Origin of the sequence: Nitrobacter sp. TKz-YC01 (assembly GCF_047824785.1) — a bacterium.
Classification (GTDB): domain Bacteria; phylum Pseudomonadota; class Alphaproteobacteria; order Rhizobiales; family Xanthobacteraceae; genus Nitrobacter.
In genome coordinates this window covers 2,696,116-2,708,301 of the sequence record NZ_CP181167.1, presented here as the reverse complement: position 1 = coordinate 2,708,301, position 12,186 = coordinate 2,696,116, and the positions used below count along the sequence as shown (strand labels likewise).

Annotated in this window: 12 protein-coding genes and 1 pseudogene; 2 read left to right on the top strand and 11 right to left on the bottom strand. The window is 58.9% G+C overall.

Features of this window, described 5'->3' with window-relative positions:
* Window positions 1–30: 30 nt before the first annotated feature.
* The 6 genes from ACMYR2_RS12845 to ACMYR2_RS12820 all read right to left on the bottom strand — a co-directional run bounded on the left by ACMYR2_RS12845 (window position 31) and on the right by ACMYR2_RS12820 (window position 4,006).
* Window positions 31–276 carry a hypothetical protein gene (locus ACMYR2_RS12845; protein WP_347265244.1) on the bottom strand — a complete coding sequence of 82 codons (246 nt, stop codon included), beginning with the start codon at window positions 274–276 and terminating at the stop codon, window positions 31–33.
* Complete coding sequence (locus tag ACMYR2_RS12840) at window positions 266–730, bottom strand: hypothetical protein (RefSeq protein WP_347265245.1); 465 nt, start codon at window positions 728–730, stop codon at window positions 266–268. The genes ACMYR2_RS12845 and ACMYR2_RS12840 overlap by 11 nt, the downstream gene beginning before the upstream one ends.
* Window positions 727–1,041, bottom strand: a complete 315-nt coding sequence (locus ACMYR2_RS12835; RefSeq protein ID WP_416193041.1) for a DUF5681 domain-containing protein — start codon at window positions 1,039–1,041, stop codon at window positions 727–729. The genes ACMYR2_RS12840 and ACMYR2_RS12835 overlap by 4 nt, the downstream gene beginning before the upstream one ends.
* Before the next feature lie 161 nt (window positions 1,042–1,202).
* On the bottom strand, window positions 1,203–1,475 hold the full coding sequence (locus ACMYR2_RS12830; protein ID WP_416193040.1) for a DNA methyltransferase: 273 nt from the start codon (window positions 1,473–1,475) through the stop codon (window positions 1,203–1,205).
* 87 nt (window positions 1,476–1,562) lie between these two features.
* Window positions 1,563–2,432 (bottom strand): substrate-binding domain-containing protein, encoded by an 870-nt coding sequence (locus tag ACMYR2_RS12825; protein ID WP_416193039.1) that lies wholly within the window; start codon window positions 2,430–2,432, stop codon window positions 1,563–1,565.
* Window positions 2,429–4,006, bottom strand: a complete 1,578-nt coding sequence (locus tag ACMYR2_RS12820) for a TonB-dependent receptor (RefSeq protein ID WP_416193038.1) — start codon at window positions 4,004–4,006, stop codon at window positions 2,429–2,431. The genes ACMYR2_RS12825 and ACMYR2_RS12820 overlap by 4 nt, the downstream gene beginning before the upstream one ends.
* A 50-nt stretch (window positions 4,007–4,056) precedes the next feature.
* Between ACMYR2_RS12820 and istA the strand changes: the two are divergent.
* Together istA and istB are read left to right on the top strand one after the other, a co-directional pair.
* Window positions 4,057–5,587: pseudogene (gene istA / locus ACMYR2_RS12815) on the top strand (IS21 family transposase).
* The gene (gene istB, locus ACMYR2_RS12810) at window positions 5,577–6,371 is read left to right on the top strand and encodes an IS21-like element helper ATPase IstB (protein ID WP_416193037.1); all 795 of its coding nucleotides are present in this window, start codon (window positions 5,577–5,579) and stop codon (window positions 6,369–6,371) included. Before istA ends, istB begins: the two are co-directional and overlap by 11 nt.
* Window positions 6,372–6,436: 65 nt before the next feature.
* On the opposite strand, the gene ACMYR2_RS12805 is transcribed toward istB, so the two are convergent.
* From ACMYR2_RS12805 to ACMYR2_RS12785, 5 genes are all read right to left on the bottom strand, one after another.
* Window positions 6,437–6,757: a hypothetical protein gene (locus tag ACMYR2_RS12805; RefSeq protein ID WP_416193036.1), complete on the bottom strand. Its 321-nt coding sequence runs from the start codon at window positions 6,755–6,757 to the stop codon at window positions 6,437–6,439.
* A 251-nt stretch (window positions 6,758–7,008) separates the two neighbouring features.
* Window positions 7,009–8,253, bottom strand: a complete 1,245-nt coding sequence (locus tag ACMYR2_RS12800) for an FAD-dependent oxidoreductase (protein WP_347264080.1) — start codon at window positions 8,251–8,253, stop codon at window positions 7,009–7,011.
* Window positions 8,254–8,499: 246 nt separating this feature from the next.
* Entirely contained in the window at window positions 8,500–9,030 is a 531-nt protein-coding gene (gene hutX, locus ACMYR2_RS12795; protein WP_347264081.1) for a heme utilization cystosolic carrier protein HutX, read from the bottom strand.
* Between the two features lie 37 nt (window positions 9,031–9,067).
* Window positions 9,068–9,403 carry an antibiotic biosynthesis monooxygenase gene (locus tag ACMYR2_RS12790; protein ID WP_347264095.1) on the bottom strand — a complete coding sequence of 112 codons (336 nt, stop codon included), beginning with the start codon at window positions 9,401–9,403 and terminating at the stop codon, window positions 9,068–9,070.
* A 231-nt stretch (window positions 9,404–9,634) separates the two neighbouring features.
* Window positions 9,635–11,962 (bottom strand): TonB-dependent hemoglobin/transferrin/lactoferrin family receptor, encoded by a 2,328-nt coding sequence (locus ACMYR2_RS12785; RefSeq protein WP_416193035.1) that lies wholly within the window; start codon window positions 11,960–11,962, stop codon window positions 9,635–9,637.
* Between the last annotated feature and the right edge of the window lie 224 nt (window positions 11,963–12,186).

The window sequence follows — 12,186 nt, the reverse complement described above, 5'->3', positions numbered from 1 at the left end:
GTAAGAGCGACCTTTCCCAATCGGAGTTTCTTAGGGCGTGATCGCGATTGCTGGTAGTTCGAGGTGATCCCAACCGGCCGTTTCACGCAGCAAATATCCCGTCAAATCGTCGAGGTGCAATCGTTGCATGGCGACAAGGATAATGCCTTTGTCCTTGTTATCGAGGCGCGACAAAAGCGTTCCGCCGAACCAGTGATTAACAGCGGTTCGTTTGACATCAGACATTGCATCTTCGGGTTTGAGGGGGTCATCGATGATGAAGACATCACCGCCCATGCCCGTGATGGCGCCGTAAATCGAAGTCCAGCGGCGGAAACCTCCTTGCGTGGTGAAGAACTCGTGATCCGCCACTCGTCGAATCCGCATGGCAGAAAAAAATCCGTTGATACCAATCGGATTCGATTACCTTTCGGAAGAGCGCCGCGTAGTCTTCCGCCAGCCTTTCGCCATAGCTGATGCAGAAGGTCCGAAGACGCGGATCGTGTCCCAACATAAATGCCGAAAGTGCGACGTTGAAGGTGAGTGTTTTAAGATTGCGCGGTGGCACGTTCACGATCAATCGCTTGACGTTTCCGCGCATGATCTCGTTGGCTCTAAAAACCATGGCATCGATGTGCCAGTTATCGAGATAGGGTTTGCCGGGATTGACCGTGTAGTGGACCATCATTAGGAACATATCGAAACGCAGGCGGAGGGCCGCATCGAGATCCTCGAGTTTGAATGTGCTCATTGCTTTGTCTCCGAGAGTTCGCGTTTGATCTTTTCGACGAGAGTCGCGTAGACGATCTCGTCCTGTTCGCTCGGGGTGAGTTCGGCACGCGATCGCAGGCTCTCCGCGTCGTCATAGCGGCGCAGAATAAAGGCCATCGCCTTTGTGTCGCCGCCCAGGGCCTTCTGAATGCCTTTGAGCAACATTCCCTCGTATCGCGACAGCTTTGAGATGTCGTCGATTCTGCGGCCCAGTCTTTGCTCCATCAGTTCAATGATGATGGTGCGCTTGTTCTTGCTGCCGTTTTTGCGACCGGCACGATTACCTGACACCCCTTTCTGCCATTGGTTATGTTTCGGCGGTTTTCCATAACCGACCCGATCTTGAACGCTGGCGGAATCGTCAGTCGCTTCGATGTGCCCCTTCGCGGTTTGACCCTTAAGATGCGCCCGCGCCGGTGATTTTGAGGATGACGCTTTTCGGGACGGTGCCATCATGCACCTCCCAAGCGATTGGCGGCGACTTCATCGAACGTATGGTTCGTACCCTCCAGGATGACATCGCTCTTGTAGGTCGCGATCCACCGTCGTATGGCCGTGTCGACGTAGAGCGGGTCTATTTCGATGCCGTAGACTCGTCGGCCCACACGCTCCGCAGCGAGAAGCGTGGTGCCGGACCCCATGAAGGAATCGAGGACGATGTCATTGCGCCGGGTACAGTCTATCGCGGTCCGTCTTGTCTGCGTAACGATTCTATACTCCGGCATGTGAGCGCGATGCATGTCGTAGAGTATAATCGATAGAGCCTAACAAGGAGCATTGCCGAACCGAAGATGACACTTCAACAAGGTGATCTAAGGTCCGCCGCCTGCAAGGAAGCCATATTCCGGAAGGCGTCGCTGCGCATCCGGAGACATCAAATATAGCGCGAAGCGATAAGCGGCTTTGCTGCGATCTTCTTTCTCGTTTGTTGTCGGTATCGTCAGCCCATAGTTGATAGGCATCGTGAGTGGTGGAGGCACTTCAATCCGCGTGGTTGCGACATCCGAAGGCTTCTCAGTCTTGATGCCGATCTTTGTATGTGAGCTGCAGTACCCGATGAAGACATCAGCCTCGTGGCGCGAGAAAAAGTAATGTACGGCGGTTTCTCCCGCGGGCAATTTAGGGCTGGTTGGTCCGCCAACCAGCTGCCGCGCGTTCTTGATGAGCCGTTCTTTCGCCCCGGCGCGAACGGTCTCTGCTCGATCAAAAAACTCTTGCGCGTAATCACCACCCGGATCTGCGCCGGGCGTCGATGTGCCGATCTTCATGGATGGTGCGAGTAGTTTATCGAGCAGAGTTTCTTGCGTGAGGCCAAGCTCCGAGCGGCCCGTCACACATAGTCGATTTCTGGCGAAGATGACGGGGCGGGTGCCGCCGCCTTCCTGGAAAAGTCGTTGCGAATGCTGCATGTTGGCGGAAACATACACATCGGCGCCGCCTTCCTTCCGAATTCTGTTCAGGAGCAGGCCGGCCGGGCCGAATGTGAGTTCAAATCTCTGACCCGTCGCCCTGGTATAATCTTCTGCGATCGCGGCGAGGACGCCGCGCGTGCTTCCAGCTGCAAACACCCGTAAGGGGGCCATCTGTTCCCGCGGATGTTCCTGCGCGCCCGCTTGGAATGTGCCGGTTGCGACCAGGGTGAAAACACTCACACATGCGATTGCGATAAACCTGGCCATCATAGTTCAACCTGTAGCGACGCGCGAACGGTCCGCGGAGCGCCCAACATGCCGGTAGCTGAACCTGTCGCGTTATAGCCATTTTGAGCGGCCGGCGTCACATTGGCCCAATAGTGGAGATCCGTGACGTTGAAAACGTCAAACCTGAACGTGACCGACTTTCCGGCAACAAGCTGCGCGTAGCGCATGCCGAGATTGAGGACGGCGTAGTCCGGAACAAAGGACGTGTTCGCGTAGTCTGTCGGACGGTTCGTCCCGTAATTGACGTTTGCGGTGAACGTCAGTCCTTGAACAGCGGGAACGTGATATTCGACCAGACAGTTCATGACGAATTGCGACAGGCCGAGAATACGTCGGCCATCGGTTTGAGGCGAGCCTGTATTGTAGAGCCGGGGGTCGATGAACGTCATTCCGCCGAACACCGTCCATTCATTATTGATCGCTCCGGACGCCATCAGTTCAACGCCACGATTGATCTGCGTGCCCTTTACGGAAAAGACATTATCCGATCCGGTGTAGGCATAAGGCCGCTCTATTCTATAGAGCGCGGCATTCAGGTTGATGCGCCCGAGATCGAATTTGGCGCCGAGTTCATACTGATTGCTTCGAAAGGGAGCCAGAGCCTCGCCCTGATTGACTGTGCCGGCCGGCGCACTGTCGCCTTGCTGCAAGCTGTTCGCGTAGGTGACATAGGTCGTTACGTTCTCGCGTGGTTTGAACATAATGCCGCCGAGCGGACTCCATCCGCTGGCATGATAGCCGCCCGTGAGACTGCCAACGCTATTGTAGTTGGAGGTGTTTATCCAGCTGTTGCTGACTGCGAGAAGTACCGACCATTGATCGTTGAAAGCAACGGTGTCACCCAGCGTGATCGATTGCTGGAAGGTGTATGCGGATCGGTAGCGATCCTTGAAATCCGGAAAGTTCGGCTCACTGAAGACCAAGGGATTGCCGAGGCTCGCGCTCCCGACAGTGATCGCGCCTCTGTTGAACGGCGTGTAGCGATTCCAAAGGAAGCCGTTTGTGGCGAGAAACAGGTCGTGCTTGATCGGGCCCGTCTCAAAGCGGCCGTTCAGGGCGGCTTGATTGCTGTCGACGGTGTCGAGACTGAAAGTCGTCGTCGCTGCTGTCGTTACGAAATTCCCGGCGTTGCTCCTGATCGTATTTGTCGGAACGGTGGAGGCGCGATCGCTTGTATTGCGCGAGACGCCTGCGGAGAATCTCCAGTTCTCGTTGATATCATGCTTGATGCGCCCGCTCAGAAACGTTGTCGTGTTGTCGTCGCCTCCCCACGGTTGACCGTAACCAACCCGGGTGGGATCGACGGCGGCGGGAAAGACGACGTTGTTTGCAACCGCAAAAGTTCCTGGAAGCCCCCTTGTCAGGTAATGATAGATGCTTGCATTGGTCTCGAGAACCGTGTCGGGGCCCAGGCGGATATCACCGCTGAAGCTGGCGAGCTGGCGTTTCAGCCGCCCATTGTCGACGTAGCTTGTGCCATCCTGATCGAGAAGGTGTTGATTTCCACTGAGAGTTGACCCGGGAAGCTGAGGTTTTTCCATCGAGATTTGACCCATGTTGGAACCTTTTCCCCGCGATGAGAGCGGGAGAGAACGGAGTGATCAGCATGGAGTTATTGAGCGTCATCCGGCGCTGGCGCCATCGGGACCATTTCTCGATCCGGGAGATCTCGCGGCGCACAGGTCTGTCGAGGAACACGGTCCGCAAGTATCTGCGCGCGGACAGCGTGGAGCCCCGGTTCAACGTCCCCGAGCGCGCAAGCAAGCTCGATCCTTACGCCGACAAGCTATCCCACATGCTCCGGCTGGAGGCGGGCAGATCCCGCAAGCAGAAGCGGACGATCCGGCAGTTGCACGCCGATCTGGTCGCGCTCGGGTATGAAGGCTCCTACAACCGCGTGGCGGCGTTCGCACGCGAGTGGAAGGCCGCCCGGCAGAGGGAGCAGCAGACCAGCAGTCGCGGCGCCTACGTGCCCCTGGCGTTCCAGCCAGGCGAGGCCTTCCAGTTCGACTGGTCGGAGGACTGGGCGATCATCGGCGGTGAGCGGACCAAGCTGCAGGTCGCCCACTTCAAGCTCTCCTGCAGCCGCGCCTTCATCCTTGCGGGCCTATCCGCAGCAAACCCACGAGATGCTGTTCGACGCCCACAACCATGCCTTCCGGGTCTTCGGCGGCGTTCCGCAGCGGGGCATCTACGACAACATGCGCACCGCCGTCGACAAGGTCGGTCGGGGCAAGCAGCGCCAGGTCAACGCCCGCTTCTCGGCGATGGTCAGCCACTTCATGTTCGAGGCCGAGTTCTGCAATCCCGCATCAGGCTGGGAGAAAGGCCAGATCGAGAAGAACGTTCAGGACGCCAGGCATCGGCTCTGGCAGCCCATGCCGAACTTTGCATCGTTGGCGGCGCTCAACGACTGGCTTGAGAGACGATGCCGGGAGCTCTGGACCGAGATTCCGCATGGCGTCCGGCCCGGCTCCATCGCCGACGCATGGGCTGAAGAAGCCCCGCGCCTGATGGAGATGACCCGGCCCTTCGACGGCTTCGTCGAATACGTCAAGCGCGTCTCGCCGACCTGCCTCGTTCATCTGGAACGCAATCGCTACAGCGCGCCAGCTTCCTTCGCCAACCGGCCCGTCAGCCTGCGCGTCTATCCCGAGCGGATCGCCGTCGTCGCAGAGGGGCGGGTCATCTGCGAGCATCGACGCGTCTTCGCCCGCTCCCATAACCGTCAGAGCACGACGGTCTACGACTGGCGGCATTACCTCGCCGTCCTGCAGCGCAAGCCGGGAGCCCTGCGCAACGGCGCCCCCTTCGCCGAACTGCCGCCTGCGTTCCGCTCCCTGCAACAGCGCCTGCTCAAGACGCCCGGCGGCGATCGGGAGATGGTCGAGATCCTGGCCCTGGTCCTGCAGCATGACGAGCAGGCCGTGCTCGCCGCCGTCGAACTGGCCATCGAGGCGGGCGCGCCCACCAAGACCCATATCCTGAACCTGCTGCACCGCCTGGTGGACGGCAAACCGCTCGACCCGCCTGCCGTTCCGGCGCCCAAGGCCCTGACGCTGACGAGCGAGCCGCAGGCCGACGTCGAGCGATATGACGCCCTGCGTCAGACTGGGGAGGCGCGCCATGCGTCATAATCCCGCCAGCGGCGCCGTCGTCATCATGTTGCGCAGCCTCAAGATGCACGGCATGGCCCAGGCCGTCGCCGAGCTGACCGAGCAAGGCTCTCCCGCCTTCGAGGCGGCGCTGCCGGTCCTGTTGCAACTCCTCAAGGCGGAGACGGCTGACAGGGAGGTTCGCTCAACGGCTTACCAGCTCAAGGCGGCGCGCTTCCCAACCTACCGCGACCTGACCGGCTTCGACTTCGCCAGCAGCGAGGTCAACGAGGCGCTCGTGCGCCAGCTGCATCGCTGCGAGTTCCTCGAAGACGCTCACAACGTCGTCCTCGTGGGCGGCCCCGGTACAGGCAAGACGCATATCGCCACCGCGCTCGGCGTGCAGGCCATTGAGCATCATCGTAAGCGCGTCCGGTTCTTCTCCACCATCGAGCTCGTCAACGCCCTCGAACAGGAGAAGCTTCAGGGCAAGGCCGGGCAGATCGCAGCGCGCCTCTGCCACTCCGATCTCGTCATCCTGGACGAACTCGGCTACCTGCCGTTCAGCGCCTCGGGCGGCGCCTTGCTCTTCCACCTGCTGAGCAAGCTCTACGAGCGGACGAGCGTGGTCATCACGACCAATCTGAGCTTCGGCGAATGGGCCAGCGTCTTCGGCGACGCCAAGATGACCGCCGCTCTCCTCGACCGGCTCACCCACCGATGCCACATCGTCGAGACAGGAAACGACAGCTTCCGCTTCAAGACCAGTTCCGCGAAACCGCCAAAACCCGCAAAGGAGAAAGCGCGCAACTTGACGACAACCTGACCCAGAACACATCATCAAGGCGGGTCACTTCTCGGTGGAAATCCCGGGTCAACTCTCAGTGGAAATCAACACTGAACTGAGGGGATGAATCGAAAGGCTTCGCGGACGCTTTGAATCTGCCGATTCTCAGCAAATCCTTCAGATACCGTGTTGACCGAGAACGGAGTGTCGATCAACGGTCGCTTGCCCAAGGGTCCGACCTCGACGCGATTGACTTTGTAATCGCGAGTAATGTCAGCATTCGCGCTGCTATCTGGGCGGCCCTGCACATCGATCGTCGGGAGCGTGATGTCTTGAGCCCATGCGTTTCCACACAGAGCCACCAGGATTGGCAATGAAAGAAATCTGAGAAAGTGGAAACGCGCATGACGACGATCAGACGGCATCTGGTCTTCCTGGGCTATAAGCATGGATATATATGTATGCATATAACGAAGGTGTTGCATAGGACGTGCAACGGTACAGCGCGCGAATTTTATGATGAAGGTCGTTTGATTGTTGGATTTTTCAATTCTGGGTTGCAAACCCAACGCAAGAAAGCTACGCGCTCAGTTCAGGCCGCCGGCTTAGTCCGACATCATGAACAAAAGGTCCGCAAGCTCGATCGGCGCAGCAGTATTCCTGGCGTGATGGGCTGTCATGCGGACGCGCTTTTCCTGGTGCGCGTGACACGCGGCGCTCGCTCACGCACATGTTCGGTTCTGAAGCCGAGCCCTACGAGGCGGCCCGCCAGATGAGCAAGGATCGGCCATCGGGCGATGCGCCGCATGAAGGAGGGCGGTCCGTCCCGTCGTCCGTTATCGGCTGCTTCACGCTTGCGGTGGGCGCCCTGCATCATCAGTTGCACTTTCTGCGTCGCCTTTGTCGGGAACGATCGGCGCGCCTCGACCGCAGCCAAATGCTTGTCCGTCAGCCTGCCGTCGCGTAACGGCTCGGCGATGATGTTTGCGGCGGCGACCGCGTCCTGAACTGCAAGGTTGACGCCGAAGCCGCCGATCGGCGACATCGCATGGGCGGCGTCACCGATGCAGAGAAGGCCCGGCCACCACCAGTTCTTCAGGCGGTCGATGCGGATGCTCAGCACGTGTATGTCATCCCACGACGTCACCTCGTCCATACGTTCCGGCGGCAGCGGCGAGATCGAAGCGACGGCTGCGCGGAAGGCGTCGAGACCCGTGGCCTTTACGTCATCGAACGAGCCTTTCCGCACGACGTAGCCGCATTGCCAATAGTCGCCGCGGTCGATCATGACGAAACCCTGCCGCGGTCCGCCATGGCCCATGACGTAGGGTGGGTCGTCGGGCATGTGCGAGAGCTTCATCCACAGCACGTCCCGTTGGCTCCCAAACCGCTCGATCTGCAGGCCCGCCTTCTCCCGCACGATCGAATTGCGCCCGTCGGCTCCGACGACCAGCGCGGTTCTGATGTTCAGATCGCCGCCCGGCGTGGCAGCCCGGACTCCGACGATCCGGCCGTTCTCCTCGATAAGTTCCGTCACCTCCGCCTGCATAATCAGCCTGAAGTTCGTAAACCTGGCCGCCTCTCGCGCGATATAATCAAGAAAGTCCCATTGCGGCATGAACGCGATGAAACGACACTTCGTCGGCAGGCGCGAGAAGTCCGCGATGGTGATGTCCTTACCGTCGATCTCGGCGTGCAATCTCGGAGCCTGCGTGTGCGGCAGCTTCAGGAGTTCCTCAAGCAGTCCGAGTTCATGCATCACTTCGAGGGTGGAAGGATGGACTGTATCGCCACGAAAATCGCGCAGGAAATCGCCGTGCTTCTCCAGCACGGTCACGTCGATGCCCGCGCGCGCCAGCAGCAGACCCAACATCAGGCCGGCCGGGCCGGCCCCGACAATGCAGCAGGTTCGATCAGTCATTTCTCGGGCATCTCCGTGCAAATTCAGCCGCATCTTTCCGGAGAGGCTACCATACCGATCATTTGCTGTCGCAGAGTGCAACCCGCAGGCATCCCGATCGTCCGTCGGATCGCTCGCTGGGTCTGAGACGGGGCTGATATAAGCCCGGAGTTGAACGCCGCATCGAGGATGATGGAGCCATTGAACCATCCGTGCCGGATCGTCGTCGGTCGAGCTAACGGGCTCTAACCCGGAATCCGCGGCTCTCTATGAACGAATCTCCTCGTTTGCCGGCACGGCGCCCAAACGATCAGCAAGCGCGCGAAATCGTTCCAGTTGATCCTGCCGCAACGCTCTTGTCTCGTCCCGTCCCACGAATACCTTGAACATCACGCCGCCGTCGACATTCAGGAAGGCTACGAATGCCGAAGACTTGCCCATGAAGGGGCGTTCGACAAAGGCAATAGCGGCGCATCTCTCATGCCGCAGATGGCCGTGCAGGCCCTTCGGCTGCATCAGGTTAAAATAGCCACGGCCGATCTCGCCGCTCGGAACCGGTCCGGTGAATTCGAAGATGGCGTCAGCGGTATGAACGATGAGAGTAACCTCTCCCCATTGCGTGATATCCTGCATCGCGTCTGCGAACGCGCTGCCCTGACACAGTTTGACCATATCGGATGGCAGCGCCTCGATCACTGCGCGGGGCGACACATGACGGTCGCGCGCCACATCCTCGATTACCGCGCCGGGATTCTCCGCAAGATAGGTCCTCAGATCCGAAGCAATCGCGCCGGTCACGTTAATCCTCCAGTGATGCGATGGGTCGATTGCGACTTCAGGCGGCGGCGTCGGACTTCCGCTCGCTCTGGATGATCTCGAAACCTTCGAACTTCGGATGGCCGAGATACAGGCTCGCTCCTGTCTGATTGTCGGCGCGGGCGTGCGCTTTGCGAAACGCTTCAGACTTCGTCCATCCTTCAAACGCCGCGCGATCAACCCAGGTCGTGTGGCTCGAATAAAGCGTGTGATCCTCGGCTTTTGGTCCCTTCAGGAGATGAAACTCGATGAATCCCGGCATGGCTCCAAGGTAGGATTCACGCGTCGTCCAAACGTTTTCGAAAGCCGCTTCCGAGCCCAATTTAACCTGGAAACGGTTCATTGCGATGAACATTCTAGTATCCTCCAGTTTTACGCTTGATGTTGTGTATTCTGCATCTCCCCATACCTGCAAGTCAGAATAACAGAAGGAGAGCCGCGCTAGAGCATGATTCCAAAAAGTGGAAACCGGTTTTCGGATGAGGTCATGCTCGGTCAAGAAGTCAAGGTTAGGGTCTGGTTCAGCGCAGTTGGACCGGACTCCAGCTTATCAGCGTCGCCCATCGGCACAATCACAATAACGATATCAGACCCCGCCGAAATGTACCCTCAAGCCTGCCCTGAAAACAATCCCGGGGCCAGGGCTGGCGAACAGGACGTCATTCTGGCTCGTGCCGTCAGTCGACGAGCCCGGTATCGCGTAAGGCCGATAGTATTCATTCAACAGGTTCTGAACCGACGCGGTCAATACGACATCCTGGGCCGCCTGATAGGTCAGGAACAGGTGCACCAGATTATAGGCTGTCGAAGGCAGGTAACCGGCAGGAAGGTCGGTCAGCGCTGCATAGGACGACCATTGCGCTGACGCGATCAGCTTTCGATCCAGCAACCGCACACCGGCGGTCGTCGTGACCTTGCGCGGCTGCACGGTGGCCAGGCCGACATTTGTCGTCATGTTTCTTCCGCGTTGGACATTGCCGGCCACGCCGACGAACCAGTCGCCGGCATCGTAATTGGTTTCGAACTCGAAACCTTGGATCCTGGCGTCCGCGATGTTCTGGTACTGGTAGTACTGACTGAAAGGACCGAACATTGTCATCGTCGGAGCCGAGGGGAGCAGGTCGATATAGTTGTCGACATCATTGCGGAAGACGTTGAACTTGGCGCGCAGCGCATCGTTGGCGGCGAACACGCCATTGTATTTGAGATTGATGCCAATTTCCTTGGTCTTGCCGACTTCGGGTCGCAGGTTCGGATTCGGCAGCAAGCAGAACAGCCCGCTGGTGCCATCCGGGCAGTTGAAGAGAGCGGGGCCGCCACCCGTGGCATGACCACCCGCGATCAAGGTTTCAGTTATCGAGGGCGCGCGATAGCCTTCGGCGTAACTGGCGTAGGGTGTAAATCCAGCAACCGGTGTTACGCCGATGGTTATCTTGGGAGAGAGCCGATCGCCGCTGGACGTTGTCTGGCCCAGCGCCGTCCCTACGGAATGAAGCTCGTAATGATCGTAGCGAAGCGCGCTGATCACTTCCAGCCAGCTGCCGTATCTGTTCTGAAGCTGTACGAAACCTCCGGAAGCGGTGCGGCTTCCGCTGGGAGTCGTAATATTGGAGTTGCCGCGCGAATCTGTGGTCTCGACATTGTCGTTGAAAGCGTCGAAGCCGTAAGTGAGGGCATTCTGCCAGTTCCCGATATCGAAGCGGGACGTGTTATGGACATCGAGACCGATCGTGTCGATCAGATAACTTCTCCGATCGCCGACGCATCCGGAGATGTTGTTGCCGGCGACGCCGGGACCGCAGTAAGCCGCGCCGGCGGTCGAGTAGTGATGCGTCTTAGTCTGATCGTTATCGACGCGATTGCCGTACAGGGATATATTCCAGTCGAACAACATGTCGTCCGGCTTCGCGTAGCGCCAGCTCAGTGTACCCGTGTAGTTCTTGGTATCCGAGGCATAGACGGATGAGCCTTGATTGAGTGCCCGTTGAGCGGCCGTGATCGTGGGGCCCCTGTTGAACTGGCCGATATTGTACTGGTAATCCTGGAACAGTCCGCCCAGCTTGATTTCGTGCCCCTCGGCGGGGTGGACGGTGACTTTCATCAACCCGGCCGCAATGTCGTTGCCGGTATTACCGATCTCCGTGCCCGCGCCGTCCTTGTAGTTTCCTTGAGTGCGATAGACGGCGCCTCCGAACACGTCCACGGTCGGATCGAGACGAACGCCGCCGAAGATCGACCCCAGTACGTGATTGTTGTTGGTGCCGTACCAGCCGGTCATATCGACGCCCCAGTTCTCGCCGGGACGAAGAATGTCATTGATATCCTTGGTCCGGAAAGATGCCACGCCGCCAATCGCGCCGGATCCATAGATATTGGCGGTCGGTCCGCGCGTGACGTCCACCGAGCCGATCAACTCCGGATCCAGGAAGAAGGCGCCGTTGGCGTTATGGCCGCTCCGCTGATAATTCTGACGAGCGCCGTCGACAACAACGGCAACCCGGCCAAAATCCTGCAAGCCGCGAATGTTGATGGAGTTGGACGGGCTGTCGCCGCGGTCCTCGAATGAAACACCCGGCATGACACGGAAGATATCCGATATTCTTCCTGCCTGGAGTCCCTGGATCTGCTCAAGCGTAAGTCCGCTGACCGGCGCAAGCGCATCGATCGCGCGCTCGCCTGTCTTTGTCGACGTCACGGTGATCATATCGAGCGGAACAACGGTCTGGGAGCCGGTCCGCGCTTGAGGGTTGAGAACTGTCGTCTCGTTGGCCGCCGGTTGACGCGAGGCTTCTCGCTTGCGGTTTTCTGGATCCGGCGGCTCGGTCGATTGCGCCGAGGACGTGGCGTCTGGCGTTTGTTGTGCGGAGGTCACGTCGGCGGCGATCAACGATAACGAAACAACGAGAAATCCCATCTTCAAGGCGCACAAACGCCTAGCTCCGCCGACCACCATTGTCCCGCGCTCCACGCTGTAACGTAATTTTGAAGTCGGGTGGCTAGCGGGCGTTGCAAGAATGCAGTGGCTTGCTGGCTGCCTACGGTGACATGCATTCTCCACGGGAACACATGTGCTGTGTTGGGAGTAAGAAGCCATTTCAACGAGGTCAACCGTTCGCTCACATGTTTATAGAGATTGTA